The organism is Rhizobium sp. WYCCWR 11128 (assembly GCF_013416305.1).
Lineage (GTDB): Bacteria > Pseudomonadota > Alphaproteobacteria > Rhizobiales > Rhizobiaceae > Rhizobium > Rhizobium indicum.
Genome location: NZ_JACCEZ010000012.1, coordinates 18,141 through 37,266, shown reverse-complemented (window position 1 = coordinate 37,266; position 19,126 = coordinate 18,141). Strand labels below are relative to the sequence as shown.

Sequence of the window (19,126 nt, the reverse complement as noted above, 5' to 3'; positions counted from 1 at the left end):
CATTCCATTTATCGGAGCGCTCATTATCATGGCGCCTGGAAAATCCAAACCGGACGATTGGCCGCGGCGGAAAACCGGTGGCGCATAATCCCGAATCTGGAATCGATTTTCGAGGTAATGCGCAAACGCAATGTTATAGAGCGTCCTTGGCGCGTCTTGTCCGACGCGCAGCGCTTTTGCGAAGATGCAACCCCAAACCGATGTCTGCGCTATGGAAACCGAATCCCCGACGATACCGAAACGCACACTGGCGGATATCCTCTTCATTCTCTTCTTGAGACTGGTTGCCTTATCCTGCTTCTGGTTCGGCCTGCAATATTGGGCCATGCTCGTCGGCTATTCGCTGGTCGGCGCCGGCCGCTTCGATCTTTTGAGCCTGCCATGGAAAGTGGCGAGCACCAGCCTCGCCGTGCTCTTCCCCGTCGCCTCCCTCGGCCTCTGGCTCACCGTCTCCTGGGGACCGGTCATCTGGGTGCTGGCCGCCGGCGGACAAATCCTCATGTATGGCCTGCTGCCGAATATTTTCGGCCCCAACCAGTTGATCATCCTGCTGCATGTCATTGTCGCCGTGGTCTACTTGATTTTCCGGCTGCTGCTCTGGCTGGAAAAGCGCCGGCATCGCCGCCAGGTAAGTGTTGATTTACCCTGAGACAACGTGGAGTTACCGGTAAGGCTCCGTTAAGCCTGCGGTTTAAGTCGAATTTTATATGTATTCGATAGGGTCTCACTCAAGGCGGGAAGAAAACACACCGCCAAACAAACAGTGAGGCAGTTAACATGAACACGAAAATCAAGCCGCAGGCGGTATCGACCTTCCGTGACCAGCAGGACCACGACATCCGTGATCTTTACATGGAATCCCTTCATCTCGTTGAACGTCTGCACCGTCGTCTTCTCGACGTCATCAAGGACGAATTCGACCGCCAGGGTCGCAGCGATGTCAACGCCATCCAGGCGCTGCTCCTTTTCAACATCGGCAATTCCGAGCTGACCGCCGGCGAGCTGCGCTCGCGTGGCTACTATCTCGGCTCCAACGTCTCCTACAACGTCAAGAAGTTGGTCGATCTCGGCTTCATCAACCACCAGCGCTCGCGCATCGACCGCCGCTCGGTCCGCATCAGCCTGACCGAAACCGGCCAGGACATCGCCGAAACGGTGGCCAAGCTCTACGAACGCCACATCGCCTCGATCGACAAGGTCGGCGGCATCGGCACCGACGAGTTCACGCAGATGAACAAACTGCTCCAGCGCCTGGACCGTTTCTGGAACGACCAGATCCTGTATCGCCTCTGAGACCCCTGACCTCATTTCAGGGTTGATCAAAACCGGATGCGTCCCTGCGCGTCCGGTTTTTGCCGTTTGCTCTCGCGTGGCATCTTTGCAACGCATGGCAGGCAAGCGCAAAGCCCGGTATTCAAGCCGTTTTTTAGCCGTTATTAACCGGCACGCTTTACCCCGTCATATGGTTCGTTGTGTCCTGTTTCCCGCAGTCGGCAAGTCCGTCTTCCGGCCCGGCAACACGAATTGGCCATATTGGTGTGGCAGCGGAAGGCTTAACAACCGGCGCTTTCAATAGACCGATCAGGAATGTTCAGGCTGCCGCATCGCAATCTTGTGATGGGGCAAGCGGAATTTTTTGATGCGCCGGACAACGAATGGACTGGGATCTGCGTTAAAGCGCAGTGATATCGCAAAAGGCCGCAGGTTCTCTTTATAGCGGCATTCAGTGGTTGGGACTATGTCGAAGAAAAACGGAATTGAAGCTCTCTCGCGCCGCGCCTTCCTTGCGTCCGCGGCAACGGTTGGCGCCAGCGCGCTTGCCGCGCCGGCATTTGCGCAATCGGCGCTCGATACGCTGATCAATGCGCCGCGCCGCGGCAACTGGGACGACCAGTTCGACGCCAAGGCGGCGTCGCGCACGGCGACCGCCATGGTTTCCAACACGCCGATCCTTGGCCCCCAATCGGTCGCGAGCGCCCAGCAGGCAATCATGCAGTATCAGCAGATCGCTGCTGCCGGCGGCTGGCCTGAGGTTAATCCCGGTGACCAGCGTCTGCAGCTCGGCGTCAGCTCTCCCGCCGTCCAGGCGCTGCGCCAGCGCCTTGCGATCACCGGCGATCTGCCGCGCGAGGCCGGCCTGTCCAACGCCTTCGATTCCTATGTCGACGGCGCCGTCAAGCGCTTCCAGGCGCGTCACGGCCTGCCGGCCGATGGCGTTCTCGGCGAATTCACGCTGAAGGCAATGAACATCCCCGCCGATGTCCGCTTGCAGCAGCTGAACACCAATGTCGTCCGTCTGCAGACCTTCCCTGAAGACTTGGGCCGCCGTCACCTGATGGTCAACATCCCGGCCGCCTATGTGGAGGCTGTTGAAGACGGCAGTGTCGCCACGCGCCACACCGCGGTTGTCGGCCGTCTCAGCCGCCCGACGCATCTCGTCAATTCGAAGATTTACGAGGTCATCCTCAATCCTTATTGGACTGCGCCGCGCTCGATCGTCGAGAAAGACATCATGCCGCTGATGCGCAAGGATCCGACTTATCTCGAAAAGAATGCCATTCGTCTGCTCGACGGCAAGGGCAACGAAGTCGCTCCCGAGACCATCGACTGGAACGGCGAGGCGCCGAACCTGATGTTCCGTCAGGACCCCGGCAAGACCAACGCCATGGCGTCGACGAAGATCAACTTCTATAACAAGAACGGCGAGTATATGCACGACACGCCGCAGCAGGGCCTGTTCAACAAGCTCATGCGCTTTGAATCTTCGGGCTGCGTCCGCGTTCAGAACGTGCGCGACTTGTCGAACTGGCTGCTGCGCGAGACTCCCGGCTGGAACCGCCAGCAGATGGAGCAGGTGATCGCAACCGGCGTCAACACGCCGGTCAAACTCGCCACGGAAGTTCCGGTCTATTTCGTCTACATCTCCGCCTGGGGCATGCCCGACGGCATTGTCCAGTTCCGCGACGACATCTATCAGATGGACGGCAATGCCGAGCTGGCGCTCGACACCACGGCCGGCATGGAACAGCCGGTTCAGTAATAAGCGGCGACTTTTGCATCGTGATTGAAAACCGCGCTTTCCGGCGCGGTTTTTTATATCGGAGATGCGGCTCGGAGCGACCGCAAAAGAGCGTGAGCGCGCGCTTTGCTCAGCAAATGTCGTTCTCCGTATTGCCCTCGCCACGGCGGAAGGCTAATACCTCAGCGCATTCCAGTTGAGGAGCCCGCCCATGACCAATGCTTCCACCGAATCCTTCTTCAATCGCTCGCTTGCGGACGTCGATCCGGACATTTTCGGCGCGATCGGAAAGGAACTCGGTCGCCAACGGCACGAGATCGAACTGATCGCTTCTGAGAACATCGTCTCCCGCGCCGTGCTGGAAGCCCAGGGCTCCATCATGACCAACAAATATGCCGAGGGTTATCCCGGCAAGCGTTATTACGGCGGTTGCCAGTTCGTCGATATCGCCGAGGAACTGGCGATCGAGCGCGCCAAGAAGCTGTTCGGCGTCAATTTCGCCAACGTTCAGCCGAATTCCGGCTCGCAGATGAACCAGGCCGTGTTCCTGGCGCTGCTGCAGCCGGGTGATACCTTCATGGGGCTCGACCTGAATTCGGGCGGCCACCTCACGCATGGTTCGCCGGTCAACATGTCCGGCAAATGGTTCAACGTCGTCTCCTACGGCGTGCGCGAAGGCGACAACCTGCTCGACATGGATGAAGTCGCCCGCAAGGCCGAGGAAACCAAGCCGAAGCTCATCATCGCCGGGGGCACTGCTTATTCCCGCATCTGGGACTGGAAGCGCTTCCGCGAGATCGCCGACAGCGTCGGCGCCTACCTGATGGTCGACATGGCCCACATCGCCGGCCTTGTCGCCGGTGGCGTGCATCCGTCGCCGTTCCCGCATTGCCATGTTGCCACGACGACGACCCACAAGTCGTTGCGCGGCCCGCGCGGCGGCGTCATTCTGACGAATGACGAGGATCTGGCGAAGAAGTTCAATTCGGCTGTCTTCCCCGGCCTGCAGGGCGGCCCGCTGATGCACATCATCGCCGCCAAGGCCGTTGCCTTCGGCGAGGCGCTGCAGCCGGAATTCAAGGAATACGCCGCACAGGTCGTCAAGAATGCCAAGGCACTGGCTGAAACGCTTGTCGCCGGCGGCCTCGATGTCGTCTCCGGCGGCACCGACAACCACCTGATGCTGGTCGACCTGCGCAAGAAGAATGCCACCGGCAAGCGCGCCGAGGCAGCGCTTGGCCGCGCCTACGTCACCTGCAACAAGAACGGCATTCCCTTCGATCCGGAAAAGCCCTTCGTCACGTCGGGTGTGCGCCTCGGCGCGCCGGCCGGCACGACCCGCGGCTTCAAGGAAGCGGAATTCCGCGAGATCGGCAATCTGATCGTCGAGGTCCTCGACGGTCTGAAGGTCGCCAATTCCGATGAAGGCAACGCCGCCGTCGAAGCCGCTGTGCGCGGCAAGGTGGTCAGCCTCACCGACCGCTTCCCCATGTACGGCTACATGGGATAAGGAGTAGGGATGCGCTGCCCCTATTGCGGTTCGGAAGATACTCAGGTCAAGGATTCGCGCCCGGCGGAGGACAACACGTCCATCCGCCGGCGGCGCATCTGCCCGGATTGCGGCGGCCGCTTCACCACGTTCGAGCGTGTGCAGCTGCGCGAGCTGATGGTCATCAAGAAGACCGGCCGCAAGGTGCCCTTCGACCGCGACAAGCTGGTGCGCTCCTTCGAAGTGGCGCTGCGCAAACGCCCGGTCGAGCGGGATCGCATCGAGCGCGCCGTCTCGGGCATCGTCCGGCGGCTTGAAAGCTCCGGCGAAACCGAGATCTCCTCCGAGCAGATCGGCCTGCAGGTGCTGGAAGCCATGAAGAGCCTCGATGATGTCGGCTTCGTGCGCTACGCCTCGGTCTATCGGGATTTCTCGCTTGCCGAGGATTTCGAGAAGGTCATTTCCGAAATCAACGCCAAGATCGCCCGCGACCCGCTGGACAGGTGAGCCATGAGCATCACGCCGCATGACGAACGTTTCATGGCGGCGGCGATCCGCCTGTCGCGCTGGCATCTCGGCCGCACCGCCACCAACCCCTCCGTCGGCTGCCTGATCGTCAGGGACGGCGTCATCGTCGGCCGTGCGGTGACGGCGCTCAGTGGCCGCCCGCATGCCGAGACGCAGGCACTCGCTGAAGCCGGCGCGCTCGCCCGCGGCGCCACCGCCTATGTGACACTCGAACCCTGCTCGCATCACGGCAGGACGCCGCCCTGTTCCGAGGCGCTGATCGCCTATGGCGTTGCCCGCGTCGTCATCAGCGTCACCGATCCCGATCCGCGTGTCTCCGGCCGCGGCATCGCGATGCTGCGCGAAGCCGGCATAGAAGTGGATGCCGGTGTGCTGGAGGCTGAAGGCAGGCACTCGCTTGCCGCCTATCTCACCCGCCAGACGAAGAACCGGCCCTATGTGACTCTCAAGCTTGCCGTTTCCGCCGACGGCATGATCGGCCGTCAAGGGGAGGGGCAGGTGGCAATCACCGGCCCGCTCGCCCGCGCCCAGGTGCAGGCGCTGCGTGCCGAAACCGATGCGATCCTTGTCGGCATCGGTACCGCGATTGCGGATGATCCGCTGCTGACGGTACGGACATCTGGTCTCGAAGCCCAGTCGCCGATCCGCATCGTGCTTGATCCCTTTCTGGCATTGCCGCTGACCAGCAAGCTCGTCGAGACGGCGCGGGAGGTGCCGGTCATCGTGGTGGCGGGTGAGGAAGCATCGTTGTTGGAGGCGGAGGGTTTACCCCCCTCTGCCCTGCCGGGCATCTCCCCCACAAGGGGGGAGATCGGCAAGAGGCGCGATCCGAATTCCCCAGCTTCCGATCAAGATGGTTTCGCCTCGAGGCAAGACGTAGGGCAAGGGGCTAACCCCGATCCGATCTCCCCCCTTGTGGGGGAGATGCCCGGCAGGGCAGAGGGGGGTACCCTACCCGCCGACGCCACCGACATGGACTCCCGCCGCGCAGCCCTCGAAGCCGCCGGCGTCGAGGTCGTCCATTGCAATCCCTATCATCCGGAAGTCCTGTTGCCGTCACTCGCGACGCGCGGTATTTCCTCGCTCCTGGTCGAGGGCGGTGCAAAGACGGCGCGGCTTTTCCTCGAGGCTGGCCTCGTCGACCGCATCCAGCTTTATCAAGCGCCTGTTGTCATCGGCGAGGGCGGTATTGAATCGCCGCTTGATGCAACCGACATACCATCGGGTTTTGCCCATACGGGCACGCTGATGTTCGGCGAAGATCGCCTGGACGAATACGAAAGAGGGCTTTGATGTTCACCGGAATAGTCACCGATATCGGTACGATCGAATCCGTTTCGCCGCTGAAGGAGGGCATCAAGCTCCGCGTTGCGACGAGTTACGACCCGGCGACCATCGATATGGGCGCATCCATCTCTCACTCCGGCATCTGCCTCACCGTCACCGGCCTGCCGCAGGAAGGCAGCAATGGTCGCTGGTTCGAGGTCGAGGCCTGGGAAGAGGCGTTGCGGCTGACGACGATCGGTGCCTGGCAGGAGGGCAGCCGCATCAATCTCGAACGGTCGCTGAAGATCGGCGATGAACTCGGCGGCCACATCGTTTCCGGCCATGTCGACGGCAAGGCGGAAATCCTCTCCGTGACAGCAGAGGGCGACGCCACGCGCTATCGCCTGCGCGCGCCCGAACATCTGGCGAAATTCGTCGCCCCCAAGGGTTCGATCGCACTCGACGGCACTTCGCTGACGGTCAATGCCGTCGATGGCACGGATTTCGACGTGCTGCTCATCCGCCACACGCTCGAGGTCACTACCTGGGGCGATCGCAAGGCCGGCGATTTCGTCAATTTCGAAGTCGACACCATGGCGCGTTACGCTGCCCGGCTGGCGGAATTCCCAAGCACCTGAATCAAAAACCTGTAACGGTTTCCAGGGTCACACGACTGACGTGCTGGGCGCGGAACCAACATCAGGCGCTCGTCGACGCATCCAACTGCACGTCTGCGACGCGGCGCCGGCCCAATAGCTCACCAATCCGGGGACAGCTTCGTCAGATACTGGCCGTAGGCGCTCTTGCCGAGCTTCTCCGCGAGCTTGGCGAGGTCGTCCTGCGAGATGTAACCCATGCGCCAGGCGACCTCTTCGGGGCAGGCGATCTTGAAGCCCTGGCGTTTCTCCAGCGTGCTGACGAAACCTGCGGCATCGAGCAGGCTGTCCGGCGTGCCGGTGTCGAGCCAGGCATAGCCCCGGCCCATCAGCTCCACGAAAAGCTGGCCGCGCTCGAGATAGGTGCGGTTGACATCGGTGATTTCCAATTCGCCGCGCGGTGACGGCTTCAGGTTGGCGGCGATATCGACCACCTGCTGGTCGTAGAAATAGAGGCCGGTCACCGCCCAGTTCGATTTTGGCTTCTTCGGCTTCTCCTCGATCGACAGCGCATTCATCTTTTTGTCAAAGCCGACAACGCCATAGCGTTCCGGATCGGTGACGTGATAGGCGAATACTGTCGCGCCTTCCCGCCGGCTCGTGCCGGATTTCATGATTTCCGGCAGCCCGTGCCCGTAGAAGATGTTGTCGCCGAGAACGAGTGCCGAGCTGTCGCCATGCAGGAAGTCGGCGCCGATGATGAACGCTTGGGCGAGGCCGTCCGGGCTCGGCTGTGCGGCATAGGTCAGCGAAATTCCCCATTGCGAGCCGTCGCCGAGAAGGCGCTTGAAGGCTTCGACGTCGTGAGGCGTGGTGATGATCAACAACTCCCTGATGCCGGCGAGCATGAGCGTCGTCAGCGGATAGTAGATCATCGGCTTGTCGTAGACCGGCATCAACTGTTTCGAAACGGCCTGCGTGATCGGATGCAGACGCGTACCCGTGCCGCCGGCGAGAATAATCCCCTTCATGCCTATCTCCCTAAAGACCTTTATTCAAAAGGTCTCGCATGACAATCTTCATAGACTGCTTCCACTCCGGCAGCCGGATTCCATATGTTCTGGCGAGCTTGTCGCCGTTGAGACGTGAATTGGCGGGACGCTTCGCCGGTGTCGGATAGTCCGCCGTCGGGATGCGCTCGACGCCGACGTTTCCGCCGCCGGATTTAGCAAGCTCCGCGAATATCTCTTCGGCAAAATCAGCCCAACTTGCTTCGCCGCTGCCGGTCAGGTGAAAGGTGCCGCGGAGCGATGGCGCAGGGTCCGTTACAACACGGGTTGCGATCGCAAGAATCGCGTCGGCGATGTCGAGTGCAGAGGTCGGGCATCCTGTCTGATCGGCGACAACGCTGAGATGATCGCGCGTCTCGGAGAGCCGCAGCATCGTTTTCAGGAAATTGGCGCCAAAGGGCGAATAGACCCAGGCGGTGCGCAAGATGACGTGGTTCGGGTTCGCCGCCGCGACGGCCTTCTCGCCCGCGAGCTTCGAACGCCCGTAGACGGAGATCGGCGCCGTCGCATCCTCTTCGGAATAGGCGGAGGCCTTGTCGCCGCTGAAGACGTAGTCGGTCGAAATGTGGATGACCGGGACCCCGATCCGCGCGGCAGCCTCGGCAACCGCCCCGGCGCCTGCTGCGTTGACGGAAAAAGCAAGCTCAGGTTCGCTCTCGGCCTTGTCGACCGCCGTATAGGCGGCCGCCGAGACGATCACATCCGGGCGCAGAGCCGAGAAGGCGGCTGCGATACTCGCGGGATCCGCAAGGTCCATTTCCGGGCGCCCGACCGCGCTGATTTCGACGCCCGTTTCGGCGCCACGTCTAAGCAGCGACTGAACGACCTGGCCCTGTTTGCCGGTGACGGCAATGCGCATCGATTATCGTCCCTTGAAAACGCCGAGGCGTTCGCCGGAGTAGACGTTTTCGCGCAGCGGCCTCCACCACCATTCGTTTTCCAAGTACCAGTGCACGGTCTTTTCGATGCCAGTCTCGAAGGTTTCCTGTGCCTTCCAGCCGAGCTCGCTTTCGAGTTTCGAGGCGTCGATCGCATAGCGTGCGTCGTGTCCGGGGCGATCCGTGACGTTGGTGATCAGACGCGCATGCGGTCCGTTGTCTTGGTAGACGCCGTCGAGAATGGCGCAGATGCGATGAACGACATCGATGTTCCTGCGCTCGTTGCGGCCGCCGACGTTGTATTTCTCGCCGAGCCGGCCCCGGGAAGCGATCGTGAAGAGCGCGCGGGCGTGGTCTTCGACATAGAGCCAGTCGCGGATATTCGCGCCATTGCCGTAAACCGGAAGAGGCTTGCCCTCCAGTGCGTTCAGGATCATTAGCGGAATGAGCTTTTCGGGGAAATGGAACGGGCCGTAGTTGTTGGAGCAATTGGAGACGACGACGGGCAGGCCGTAGGTTCGGTGCCAGGCGATCGCCAGATGGTCGCTGGCGGCCTTGGAGGCAGAGTAGGGCGAGGACGGATCGTAAGGCGTCGTCTCCTCGAAGAGGCCCTCGTCGCCGAGCGAGCCGTAGACCTCGTCTGTCGAGACATGCAGAAAGCGGAAGGCACTCTTGCGGCGAGCGTCAAGCTCATCCCAATAGTGCCGTGCGGTATCCAGCAGGCTGAATGTGCCGACGATGTTGGTCTGAATGAAATCGGCTGCGCCCGAGATCGAGCGGTCGACATGGCTCTCGGCCGCGAGATGCATGACGATATCAGGGCGGAAGGACGCGAATGCTTCCTGCATCCCGGCGCGGTCGCAGATGTCGGCCTGCAGGAATTGATAGTTCGGCGCCGCTTCGACGGATTTCAGCGATGCCAGATTGCCGGCATAGGTCAGCGTGTCGACATTCAGCACCTCGGCGCCGATCTCGCTGACGAGATGGCGCACCAATGCCGATCCGATGAAGCCCGCTCCGCCCGTGACCAGTATGCGCATCGTCGATCAATCCCTGGGTTGCTGTGCTGAACAGGAAAAATGGCCTGGCAGATCGGCGAGCCGCGGCAGCGTCTTGTCCTTGTCGGACAATACCATGTCTCTCTCATAGAAGGGCCAGCGGATACCGATCGCCGGATCGTTCCACGCGATGCCCCGATCATGCTGCGGGCTGTAGGGTGCGGTTACCTTGTAGCTGATGACGCTGTTCGGCTCGAGCGTTGCGAATCCGTGTGCGAAACCGGCCGGTACCCAGAGCTGCATGCCATTTTCCGGCGAGAGCTCCTGAGAGAGCCATTTGCCGAAGCTCGGCGATCCCTCGCGGATATCGACGACGACATCCATGATCCGGCCGGCAAGGCAGCGCACCAGCTTGCCCTGTGCAAAGGGTGGTATCTGGAAATGTAGCCCCCGGACGGTGCCGGTCTGCGCCGAAAGCGATTCATTGTCCTGGATAAACGTGACGTCGGCCACATTTTCCCGGAACCAGGCATCCTTGAATACCTCGGAGAAGTAGCCGCGGTGATCGCCGAAGCGTGGCGGCGTGATCGCAACGATGCCCTCGATGGCCGTGGTCTCAATACGCATGACTTACCTTTGCGCGGCCTTTATCAAGCGCCCGCCCTCATGACGCTCATCAGCATGTCCGCCTGCGAGCGGCTCTGCATGGCCGCAAGGCCCTTCGCGGCAATGGCATCGCGCTCGTCGGCATCTGCGATCAGCTTGTAGCAGCGCTCGATCATGTCGTCATAGGGCTCAATTGCCAAGCCGCCGATGAAGGGCTGGAGGTCCGGATCGCGGATGTAGCCTTCCGTCAGCACGCAAACGCGATTGGCAAGCAGATAGGAAATGCGGACGATCTCGAAGACGCCGCTCGCATAATGATGGATGTTTATGACGATCTTGGCGCGGGCAATCGCCGCATCGCGTTCCGCACCATAGATGTTGAAGAGATGCGCGACCTTGAGCCCGCCCTGTTCAAGCGTCTTCAGGATGTGGTGGCGGCGCTCGTTCATCGAGCCATAGAAGAGCACGTCTATATCCTTGACGATGGCGTGCTGGATCTGGCTCAGGCAACTGTTGTAACCGATTTCGAGCACACCGGCGTGATCGATACCCTTGGCGGCAAGGTTTTCGCGGTTGCGCGGGCTGTAGTCGAGCACCGGCATCGCCCTCAGGATCGACATATAGCGCGAATTGATCCAGATGCTTTCTTCGGACACCTGCTCGAGATTGATGATGACGCTGTCCTTCGGCAGATGGCCGACGATTTCGGCCGGAAGCAGGTTGCCGCCATAAATGATCGGCGCACGGTCCGCGAACTCGTTCATGTCTCTGACGATCGGCGCAGAACCGCCCAGCTCATGGAAGGCGCCCTGCAGACCGAGCGCAACCTCGTCGAAGGCGTGGCTGTGGTTGTAGTTGGGAGGCGTTACGATCCAGATACAATGGCGATCCTTGTGGGCCTGCCATCCACCGGCAAAGGGCTGCAATGTGTCGCGAGGCGGCTGCTCGATCTTCTGGGCGGCGGGGATCTCGGTACGCACAGCCTGCTGCGGCGCCGGGGAGGCGCCGGAAGCCTGCGGAGCATAGGCACGCATCAGTTCGCGGCCACCCGTGAACTGGCCGCGCGGCATCCAGGCCGGCGGATCATCGGCGAACCAGATAAGGTGCGGCTGCTTGATCAGTGGTTGGCGGCCCTCCTGCCAAGAGGCCAAGTGGGCCTCGTCGGGGCTCTGAAGAAAAGCTTCCTTGGCGGTGAAGAGACCATGCAGCATCCGGCCGAGGCGGACACCGAACTTCCACTCGAAATCGGCAGGCGCCGGCACGAAGGCGGCGATCTTCAATCCGGAGGCGGCAGCCTGCTGGACATAGAGCCCGAGCAGACGCTCGATCACGAAGGGGCGCATCGTCGCGTTGGCGTCGCGTGAATACTGCGCCGAACCGGCATAGGCAATGCCCGCTGGCGTGCCGCGGCGCCCTTCATTTTCCAGCGATTCCAGAATGCGTTCGCAAAAGGCGAAATATCCGGACCAGAACTTCCTGTTGCCGCAGAAATAGTTGCAGAACATGAAGGCGGTTTTGTCTTGCGGCGGCGCGATCGGATAGCCGAGCTGCTGGATATGGAGGAAGATCGGCTCCATGCCTGGACGGCCGCCAAGCAGCGAATGCTCCCAGACGTTGCTGTAGATCGCGGCGTGGCCGATCAGCGGATTGTAGAGATAGGCGTCCGCACCTTCCGCCCTGGCCTTTTCCGCCTCGGTAACGAAGGATGGGAAGCTCGTCACCGACTTCACCTCGAATTTGCTGGACAGCAGTCCCCAGAACACGTCCTCGCCGAGGCCGATCGCCTCGTGATGCGCATGCAGGATGCGGAAGAGCTCGTATTCGCGGGTCGCAGCCTGCGGGTTGAATGAGATGTCGAGCGGTACGGCAGCCGCGTCGAGCTGGCTGCGCTGCGAAGGGCCGAGATAAGGCTCGTAGATAATGACGGACCCCGTGCCGGCAGCTTTTTCCGTGAGAAGCGCCAGATCAGGAAGACCGGCCGGCAGAGCGGGAATGGGCTGATTGATGGTCAAGGCATCGTCCTTCGTGCATTGCCGCCGTCTCCGCGATTCACGAAACGGCATTCGGGCTGGTTTGGGTATCGACTATTGGATGTGAAGCTTGCGCCACACTGTTCGCAGGACTTTCGCTGGTCAGCCTGGAGGGATTGCAGGAGCTCGACCTATCCGGGGTCGGTTTTCTCTAGCCAGCTTTGCTCGCTCAGGCGCTTCTGCTGCCAGTATCGCAAAGACTTGCGATACTACGTTTGGGATTGCCTCGGTTTATACGCCGGTTCTATAGACACCATCGTTCGATACGGTAGCCATATCTCCGAACAAGAACCCAGGCAGGTTGTTGCCATAGAGCTCGGCCAACCGCTTGATTAGAAGATAGCTTCCCAGACGCTCCTGGCAAAATGAGATCGCACGTTTCTGCACGGGATCTTCGGCTTGAAACGGTTGATATCGTTTCGCAAATTCAAGAGACGGCGCCACAAGGCGCACAAAAGTATCCAGCCACCAGTCCGTCGGATATGTGCCGAGCTCAATGCCTCCAGGAACGAGAGTGCCGGAATTAAAAAAATGCAAAGCTTCGGCTTGCGTTAAAGTATTTGCTTCGACTGAAAACGCCGTATATCTGAAAAAGTCAACAATATTGTGGCAGCCTGCATAGTGATACGATATGTTATGGAGATTCAATGGACGAGGCAGAAAGAAACTCTCGGAAAAAAACGCCGGATTCTCTGGTCTTGTGATTTCTACTTCTTCTGAAGTTGCTATATTCATGCCGGGATATTCGGGATTCGGCGTTCCGATTTTTAGTCTTGTTAAAAATTTACGATACTGCCAGATGGTAATGTTGCGAGGTTTTACAGTTTCTTCCGAAACGACTTTCGCGATGACTAGCGTTCCCAGCGATCCTGACAATTTCGCGTGAATCTCCTCCGGCTCGCTGAAAAAATCATAGCCGGCAATGACATCCATTCCCTTGTTTTCCAAAGGAGTTTTAGAATTGAGCCATATGATTTTCGCGCCCTCGGGAGGAGGGTAGCTCGGCAAATCCTTATGGCAAACAATGAAAACGGTCATATTTGTGATCAGCCTCTTATGGATGGGGAGTTTCTGCCGGCTGCAATTGCCACGCGGCTCGCCCGTCAATGCTTAGTTGTGTCAAGGTGGCGGACGTCAGGATTCCAAGCGTTTCTGCCTCTTGTCAGCGACTCTAAAGCGCGTTCCTTGCGCGTAGCAGGTGCGAAGTCCGGACCCATCCGGGGATGAAGTCGGGCGCTGCAAGCTGAGGTCGTCGATATCCTTTTGCTTAAGCTTGCAGTTGGCGATATCGGCAAATGTCAGCAAGCCCGCAATGGCGCGCGCTATGTTGCCCGCTTGGTGGAATTCCCTACCGCGAAAACTGAATGATCTCGCCGTTGTACTGCGTGCGCGCCGTCTCGCGGAAGCCGAGCTTGGCTGCGACCCGCAGCGAGGCCTGGTTCTCGGGGCTGATGATGCAGCTCATCGGTTTTCCGGGAAAATGCGTTTCCGCCCAGCCGATCAGGACGGTCAGCGCCTCGGTGGCATAACCGCGGCCGTGTGCCGAAGGCATCAGCGCCCAGCCGACCTCCATCGTCCCCTCGATCGAGGGTTCCATCTCGCGGCGGGCTTCGAGGAAGCCCGCTTCACCGATGAACCGGCCGCTCTCCTTTTCCACAATCGCCAGAAAGCCGAAGCCCATATGGTGCCACATGCCGGCAACGCGCAGCATGCGGCTCCAGCTCTGCTCGCGCGTCGATGGGGCGCCGGTGATGAAGCGCACGACATCCTCGTCCGCCCACAGCGCTGCATGCGCGTCGAAATCGTCGAGGCGGTGAGGGCGAAGCGTCAGACGCGCCGTTTCGAGGGTCGGAATGTCGATCACGATGGGTCCTTGTGAAAAAACACGTCCTCAGGCGCCGGGCTCGCCGTCCCAATAGTCGAGGTCGCCTTCCGGTCGCCCGATGTGGCGGAAGCGCCTGGCTTCTGTACCGTCTCTATTCGTCTTGGCAAGGAACTTTCCGGAATCGGGATATTCGACGATCTCGGTCTTCGCCATGGTCGAGATGCCGAGATAGACGAGTGTGGCCGTGCCGGTGTTGATGATCTGGTGCGCCGTTTCCGGTCCGCCCGCCGGCGCGCCGAGCACGTCGCCCGCCTTGATCGCATGGCGCGCATCGCCGGAGCGGTATTCGCCGGCGCCTGCGATCACATAGAAAAGCTCGTCTTCGACATGGTGATTGTGGAAGGGGCAGTTCGATTTGCCTGATGGCACTTCGTTGTAGCTGATGCCGAGGCCGGCAAGGCTTAGAAGCTTGCCGAACGAGGTGTCGGCGCTTTCATAAAATTCGCCCTGTTTCCAGTGGTCGAGCTTGAGATCGGCGGTATTGATCACCGCTTTTGCTTCCGTCGTCATGATGGTCCTCCTGTTGCAGGAGGAGAAACTATCATCGCGCCGGAAAATTCAATGCTTATCTCGGAAATCCCCGGCATGGGCGGAGAGGAGCCCGCCGCCCATGCTTTGAGCGCCGAGCGTGCAATACGCTAAGACGCTCTATCGCTTCCAATCTCACGCATAGCCCAAAAATCGATCCGATTTTCGGGGTATGCGCTGGAGCCGTCAACGAACGTAGAAGGTGAAGCTCCCATCGGCCGCCTGCTCGGCATTGACGACATTGCGAATATTGACACCCTCATTGTTGAGCCGGTGGGCAAGCGACTTGTTGGCGTCGATCGAGGCCTGGATGCCGCGGATAGCCTGGCCGGAGCGTTGCGGTGCGGAGTGTGGGCCGCTCGTCTCGTCGTCGAAGTTGCGCCAGTTGTAAACCTCCTGGACATTGAAGTCATTGCCCTGGTAGCTCCGGAGCGTCTGCTCGATGCCTTGAGGGGTGTTCATCCCAAGGCTTTCGGCCCGGCTGACGCCGGCAAAGGCGAGGGAGGAGAGGGTTGCAGCGATAGTGATGGTGAGAACGCGGTGCATGATTTGTATCCTTTCATCTGCTTAGACGGTCGGCTGTCGTTGCAGGGGATCGTCTGCGTCACGACATGGAATTGGCGTTCTCCCATTCGCGATTCAATGGGTTAAGCCACTGAAAATCCATTAAGAATTGTTCATGAAAACTGCCTTCGAATTGCCGCTTTCCAGGCGTCCGGGAAAGCTGATTTCAGAGGCCTTCCCAGCCGTGCATACAGGGCGCGGCTATCCCCTTGCAGATATTTCCTCTTTCCCATTGCGGCATCGGGCGAAATTGCTTGCCATTCGGACGAAGGCATGTTTTGACCGCGGGCTGCCGAGCGGGTAAATGTCCCGCCAACCGAAGGTGAACCATGTCGAGAGAGACCGCTCCCCATATTTTGATCGTTGAGGCCCGCTTCTACGACGACATGGCCGACGCCCTGCTCGAAGGCGCGACCTTCGCATTGACGGAGGCCGGCGCCACCTTCGAGGTCGTCACCGTTCCCGGCGCACTGGAAATTCCGGCGGCGATTGCCATGTCGCTCGATGGAGACGACAATGGCGGAACGCATTATGACGGCTATGTCGCCCTTGGCATGGTCATTCGCGGCGAGACCTATCACTTCGATATCGTGTCGAACGAATCCTCGCGTGCCTTGATGGATCTTGCGGTCAGCGAGTCCCTTGCCATCGGCAATGGCATCCTGACCGTCGAAAACGACGAGCAGGCCTGGACGCGCGTGCGCCGCTCGGAAAAGGACAAGGGCGGATTTGCCGCTCGTGCAGCTCTGACCATGATCGAGCTGAAGCAGAAACTGGGTGCATAGCGAATGAACGACGACAAGACGGAACGGCCGGTCAAGACTGCGAACCAGCGGGGCGCTGCCCGTCTTGCTGCCGTTCAGGCACTGTATCAGATGGATGTCGGCGGCACGGGCGTTCTGGAGATCGTGGCTGAATACGAGGCGCACCGTCTTGGTCAGGAAATCGATGGCGAGACTTATCTGAAAGCCGATGCCGCCTGGTTCCGTTCCATCGTCTCCGGTGTCGTGCGCGATCAGGTCCGCCTCGATCCGTTGATTGCCGCAGCCCTGCAGGATGATTGGGCCTTGTCGCGCCTCGACAGCACCGTGCGCGCCATCCTGCGCGCCGGCGTCTTCGAGATCACCGACCGCAAGGACGTTCCGGTGGCGGTCATCGTCACCGAATATGTCGAGATCGCCCAGGCCTTCTTCGATGACGACGAGCCGAAGCTCGTCAACGCCGTGCTCGACCGCATCGCAAAGCAGGTTCGCGGCGAGGCGAAGAAGTAAGTCTTTAGCCGCCAAACAATCCCCCCCGCTTCTTTCTTCGCACCGCAATGGTTTTCGCCCGTTGCGGTCTTGACGCCACGTGATCGACCACGCAATCTCCGCAACGCTTAGCTGTGGCATTTCTGTGGAGAGGAAGCCGATTCGGCGGCGTATCTGCCGGAGAAGGAGTGATCTCCGGCCTATGGGAGGAAAGAGCGAAATGACGATTCTTTTATGCGTAATCGCATGCGGTCTGCTCTCGGTGGTTTATGCCGCCTGGGCAACCCGGTCGGTGCTTGCCGCCGATCAGGGCAATAGCCGCATGCAGGAGATCGCGGGCTATATCCGCGAAGGTGCGCAAGCCTATCTGACGCGCCAGTACAGAACCATTGCCATTGTCGGCGTTGTTGTTTTCATTTTAGCCTGGCTGCTTCTTTCCGGCGAGGCCGCGATCGGCTTCCTGATTGGCGCCGTGCTTTCCGGTGCTGCTGGTTTCATCGGCATGCACGTCTCCGTCCGCGCCAATGTGCGCACCGCTCAGGCGGCTTCCGTGAGCCTTTCCGCCGGCCTCGACATCGCCTTCAAGTCGGGTGCGATCACCGGCATGCTGGTGGCTGGCCTGGCGCTGCTCGGCGTCTCCATCTATTATACGATCTTGACCGTCGGGCTCGGCCATGAGAGCGGCTCGCGCGAAGTCATCGATGCGCTGGTGGCGCTCGGCTTCGGCGCGTCACTGATCTCGATCTTCGCCCGTCTCGGCGGCGGCATCTTCACCAAGGGCGCCGATGTCGGCGGCGATCTGGTCGGCAAGGTGGAAGCCGGCATTCCCGAAGACGATCCGCGCAACCCGGCAACGATCGCCGATAATGTCGGCGACAATGTCGGCGACTGCGCCGGTATGGCGGCCGACCTTTTCGAGACCTATGCGGTCTCGGTCGTCGCCACCATGGTTCTCGCCGCGATCTTCTTTGCCGGCGCGCCGATCCTCCAGTCTGCGATGGTCTATCCGCTGGCAATCTGTGGTGCCTGCATCATCACCTCGATCATCGGCACCTTCTTCGTCAAGCTCGGCTCGAACGGCTCGATCATGGGCGCTCTCTACAAGGGCCTTATCGTCACCGGCCTGCTGTCGATCGTCGGTCTCGGCGCTGCCACCTCGCTCACCATCGGCTGGGGGTCGATCGGCTCCGTCGGAGGCGCCGACATATCAGGCGCGAACCTCTTCTTCTGCGGCATCATTGGCCTCGTCGTCACCGCACTGATCGTCGTGATCACTGAATATTATACCGGCACGGGCAAGCGCCCGGTCGTTTCGATCGCTCAGGCCTCTGTCACCGGTCACGGCACCAACGTCATCCAGGGCCTGGCCGTTTCACTGGAATCGACGGCACTGCCGGCGATCGTCATCGTTGGCGGCATTCTCGCCACCTACCAGCTCGGCGGCCTGTTCGGCACCGGCATTGCCGTCACGGCCATGCTCGGCATCGCCGGAATGATCGTCGCGCTCGACGCGTTCGGACCGGTGACGGACAATGCCGGCGGTATCGCCGAAATGGCGCATCTGCCGCCGGAGGTGCGTAAATCCACCGATGCGCTCGATGCCGTCGGCAATACGACCAAGGCCGTCACCAAGGGCTATGCGATCGGCTCCGCCGGTCTCGGCGCCCTCGTTCTCTTCGCGGCCTACTCCTACGACCTCAAATATTTTGCGGCGAATGGCGACAAGTTCCCTTATTTCGCCGGTATCGGCGAAATTTCCTTCGATCTTTCCAACCCTTATGTAGTGGCGGGATTGATCTTCGGAGGTCTCATTCCCTACCTCTTCGGCGGCATCGCGATGACCGCCGTCGGCCGTGCGGCCGGCGCGATCGTCGAGGAAGTCCGCCGTCAGTTCAAGGAAAAGCCCGGCATCATGCAGGGCACGGAAAAGCCGGATTACGGCAGGGCGGTCGACCTTCTGACCAAGGCCGCCATCCGCGAGATGATCGTGCCGTCGCTGCTGCCGGTGCTGGCGCCGATCGTCGTCTATTTCGGCGTGCTTCTCATCTCCGGCTCCAAGGCCTCCGCCTTTGCCGCCCTCGGCGCATCGCTGCTCGGCGTCATCATCAACGGCCTCTTCGTCGCCATCTCGATGACATCGGGCGGTGGCGCATGGGACAATGCCAAGAAGAGCTTCGAGGACGGTTTTGTCGACAAGGACGGCGTGCGTCACATGAAGGGTTCGGATGCGCACAAGGCCTCCGTCACCGGCGATACCGTCGGCGATCCCTACAAGGATACCGCCGGCCCCGCCGTCAACCCGGCGATCAAGATCACCAACATCGTCGCGCTGCTGCTGCTGGCCGTTCTCGCCGGATAAACAACGGCGCCGGCTTGGCACACTTCAAGCTGACGCAGCGACCATTAGAAAACCCGCCGG

General features: G+C 60.6%; 19 protein-coding genes. 10 read left to right on the top strand and 9 right to left on the bottom strand.

Annotated elements, in window-relative coordinates; genetic code table 11:
- The first annotated feature begins 211 nt into the window (after nt 1-211).
- From HX898_RS27635 to HX898_RS27605, 7 genes are all read left to right on the top strand, one after another.
- Nucleotides 212-649 (top strand): DUF6163 family protein, encoded by a 438-nt coding sequence (locus HX898_RS27635; protein WP_064653904.1) that lies wholly within the window; start codon nt 212-214, stop codon nt 647-649.
- Between the two features lie 128 nt (nt 650-777).
- Nucleotides 778-1,293 (top strand): MarR family winged helix-turn-helix transcriptional regulator, encoded by a 516-nt coding sequence (locus HX898_RS27630; protein ID WP_003547156.1) that lies wholly within the window; start codon nt 778-780, stop codon nt 1,291-1,293.
- 445 nt (nt 1,294-1,738) lie between these two features.
- A complete protein-coding gene (locus HX898_RS27625) occupies nt 1,739-3,040 on the top strand; it encodes a L,D-transpeptidase family protein (RefSeq protein ID WP_012756884.1) in 1,302 nt (433 codons plus the stop codon).
- Nucleotides 3,041-3,230: 190 nt separating this feature from the next.
- Nucleotides 3,231-4,529 (top strand): serine hydroxymethyltransferase, encoded by a 1,299-nt coding sequence (glyA, locus tag HX898_RS27620; RefSeq protein WP_029872910.1) that lies wholly within the window; start codon nt 3,231-3,233, stop codon nt 4,527-4,529.
- 9 nt (nt 4,530-4,538) lie between these two features.
- Nucleotides 4,539-5,015: a transcriptional regulator NrdR gene (nrdR, locus tag HX898_RS27615; protein ID WP_003547190.1), complete on the top strand. Its 477-nt coding sequence runs from the start codon at nt 4,539-4,541 to the stop codon at nt 5,013-5,015.
- Nucleotides 5,016-5,018: 3 nt separating this feature from the next.
- Nucleotides 5,019-6,329: a bifunctional diaminohydroxyphosphoribosylaminopyrimidine deaminase/5-amino-6-(5-phosphoribosylamino)uracil reductase RibD gene (gene ribD, locus HX898_RS27610; protein WP_180196351.1), complete on the top strand. Its 1,311-nt coding sequence runs from the start codon at nt 5,019-5,021 to the stop codon at nt 6,327-6,329.
- Nucleotides 6,329-6,940, top strand: coding sequence for a riboflavin synthase (locus tag HX898_RS27605; protein WP_026158618.1), 612 nt, complete (start codon nt 6,329-6,331; stop codon nt 6,938-6,940). The genes ribD and HX898_RS27605 overlap by 1 nt, the downstream gene beginning before the upstream one ends.
- Nucleotides 6,941-7,059: 119 nt before the next feature.
- On the opposite strand, the gene rfbA is transcribed toward HX898_RS27605, so the two are convergent.
- From rfbA to HX898_RS27560, 9 genes are all read right to left on the bottom strand, one after another.
- Nucleotides 7,060-7,929, bottom strand: coding sequence for a glucose-1-phosphate thymidylyltransferase RfbA (rfbA, locus tag HX898_RS27600; protein WP_138387593.1), 870 nt, complete (start codon nt 7,927-7,929; stop codon nt 7,060-7,062).
- Between the two features lie 10 nt (nt 7,930-7,939).
- On the bottom strand, nt 7,940-8,827 hold the full coding sequence (gene rfbD / locus HX898_RS27595) for a dTDP-4-dehydrorhamnose reductase (protein ID WP_180196350.1): 888 nt from the start codon (nt 8,825-8,827) through the stop codon (nt 7,940-7,942).
- 3 nt (nt 8,828-8,830) lie between these two features.
- Nucleotides 8,831-9,886 (bottom strand): dTDP-glucose 4,6-dehydratase, encoded by a 1,056-nt coding sequence (gene rfbB / locus HX898_RS27590; protein WP_180196349.1) that lies wholly within the window; start codon nt 9,884-9,886, stop codon nt 8,831-8,833.
- Nucleotides 9,887-9,892: 6 nt separating this feature from the next.
- On the bottom strand, nt 9,893-10,471 hold the full coding sequence (gene rfbC / locus HX898_RS27585) for a dTDP-4-dehydrorhamnose 3,5-epimerase (protein WP_180196348.1): 579 nt from the start codon (nt 10,469-10,471) through the stop codon (nt 9,893-9,895).
- Between the two features lie 23 nt (nt 10,472-10,494).
- A complete protein-coding gene (locus tag HX898_RS27580; protein ID WP_180196347.1) occupies nt 10,495-12,462 on the bottom strand; it encodes a glycosyltransferase family 1 protein in 1,968 nt (655 codons plus the stop codon).
- 249 nt (nt 12,463-12,711) lie between these two features.
- Nucleotides 12,712-13,518: a hypothetical protein gene (locus tag HX898_RS27575; protein ID WP_180196346.1), complete on the bottom strand. Its 807-nt coding sequence runs from the start codon at nt 13,516-13,518 to the stop codon at nt 12,712-12,714.
- A 310-nt stretch (nt 13,519-13,828) separates the two neighbouring features.
- Complete coding sequence (locus HX898_RS27570; protein WP_180196345.1) at nt 13,829-14,344, bottom strand: GNAT family N-acetyltransferase; 516 nt, start codon at nt 14,342-14,344, stop codon at nt 13,829-13,831.
- Nucleotides 14,345-14,371: 27 nt separating this feature from the next.
- Nucleotides 14,372-14,875: a cupin domain-containing protein gene (locus HX898_RS27565; RefSeq protein WP_180196344.1), complete on the bottom strand. Its 504-nt coding sequence runs from the start codon at nt 14,873-14,875 to the stop codon at nt 14,372-14,374.
- A gap of 204 nt (nt 14,876-15,079) precedes the next feature.
- Nucleotides 15,080-15,439: a hypothetical protein gene (locus tag HX898_RS27560; protein WP_072638854.1), complete on the bottom strand. Its 360-nt coding sequence runs from the start codon at nt 15,437-15,439 to the stop codon at nt 15,080-15,082.
- A 347-nt stretch (nt 15,440-15,786) separates the two neighbouring features.
- On the opposite strand from HX898_RS27560, the gene ribH reads away from it, so the two are divergent.
- The 3 genes from ribH to HX898_RS27545 all read left to right on the top strand — a co-directional run bounded on the left by ribH (nt 15,787) and on the right by HX898_RS27545 (nt 19,066).
- Nucleotides 15,787-16,242, top strand: a complete 456-nt coding sequence (gene ribH, locus HX898_RS27555) for a 6,7-dimethyl-8-ribityllumazine synthase (protein ID WP_003547214.1) — start codon at nt 15,787-15,789, stop codon at nt 16,240-16,242.
- A gap of 3 nt (nt 16,243-16,245) precedes the next feature.
- Entirely contained in the window at nt 16,246-16,728 is a 483-nt protein-coding gene (gene nusB, locus HX898_RS27550; RefSeq protein ID WP_003547217.1) for a transcription antitermination factor NusB, read from the top strand.
- 199 nt (nt 16,729-16,927) lie between these two features.
- Entirely contained in the window at nt 16,928-19,066 is a 2,139-nt protein-coding gene (locus HX898_RS27545; protein ID WP_138328303.1) for a sodium-translocating pyrophosphatase, read from the top strand.
- Nucleotides 19,067-19,126: the final 60 nt, after the last annotated feature.

What these genes read in the sequence shown, in the direction of transcription:
- HX898_RS27565 (WP_180196344.1), bottom strand. Translation starts at nt 14,875, where the DNA reads ATGACGACGGAAGCAAAAGCGGTGATCAATACCGCCGATCTCAAGCTC.
- glyA (WP_029872910.1), top strand. Translation starts at nt 3,231, where the DNA reads ATGACCAATGCTTCCACCGAATCCTTCTTCAATCGCTCGCTTGCGGAC.
- nusB (WP_003547217.1), top strand. Translation starts at nt 16,246, where the DNA reads ATGAACGACGACAAGACGGAACGGCCGGTCAAGACTGCGAACCAGCGG.
- HX898_RS27630 (WP_003547156.1), top strand. Translation starts at nt 778, where the DNA reads ATGAACACGAAAATCAAGCCGCAGGCGGTATCGACCTTCCGTGACCAG.
- ribD (WP_180196351.1), top strand. Translation starts at nt 5,019, where the DNA reads ATGAGCATCACGCCGCATGACGAACGTTTCATGGCGGCGGCGATCCGC.
- nrdR (WP_003547190.1), top strand. Translation starts at nt 4,539, where the DNA reads ATGCGCTGCCCCTATTGCGGTTCGGAAGATACTCAGGTCAAGGATTCG.
- rfbB (WP_180196349.1), bottom strand. Translation starts at nt 9,886, where the DNA reads ATGCGCATACTGGTCACGGGCGGAGCGGGCTTCATCGGATCGGCATTG.
- rfbA (WP_138387593.1), bottom strand. Translation starts at nt 7,929, where the DNA reads ATGAAGGGGATTATTCTCGCCGGCGGCACGGGTACGCGTCTGCATCCG.
- rfbC (WP_180196348.1), bottom strand. Translation starts at nt 10,471, where the DNA reads ATGCGTATTGAGACCACGGCCATCGAGGGCATCGTTGCGATCACGCCG.
- HX898_RS27635 (WP_064653904.1), top strand. Translation starts at nt 212, where the DNA reads ATGGAAACCGAATCCCCGACGATACCGAAACGCACACTGGCGGATATC.
- HX898_RS27560 (WP_072638854.1), bottom strand. Translation starts at nt 15,439, where the DNA reads ATGCACCGCGTTCTCACCATCACTATCGCTGCAACCCTCTCCTCCCTC.
- ribH (WP_003547214.1), top strand. Translation starts at nt 15,787, where the DNA reads ATGTCGAGAGAGACCGCTCCCCATATTTTGATCGTTGAGGCCCGCTTC.
- rfbD (WP_180196350.1), bottom strand. Translation starts at nt 8,827, where the DNA reads ATGCGCATTGCCGTCACCGGCAAACAGGGCCAGGTCGTTCAGTCGCTG.
- HX898_RS27575 (WP_180196346.1), bottom strand. Translation starts at nt 13,518, where the DNA reads ATGACCGTTTTCATTGTTTGCCATAAGGATTTGCCGAGCTACCCTCCT.
- HX898_RS27545 (WP_138328303.1), top strand. Translation starts at nt 16,928, where the DNA reads ATGACGATTCTTTTATGCGTAATCGCATGCGGTCTGCTCTCGGTGGTT.
- HX898_RS27625 (WP_012756884.1), top strand. Translation starts at nt 1,739, where the DNA reads ATGTCGAAGAAAAACGGAATTGAAGCTCTCTCGCGCCGCGCCTTCCTT.
- HX898_RS27605 (WP_026158618.1), top strand. Translation starts at nt 6,329, where the DNA reads ATGTTCACCGGAATAGTCACCGATATCGGTACGATCGAATCCGTTTCG.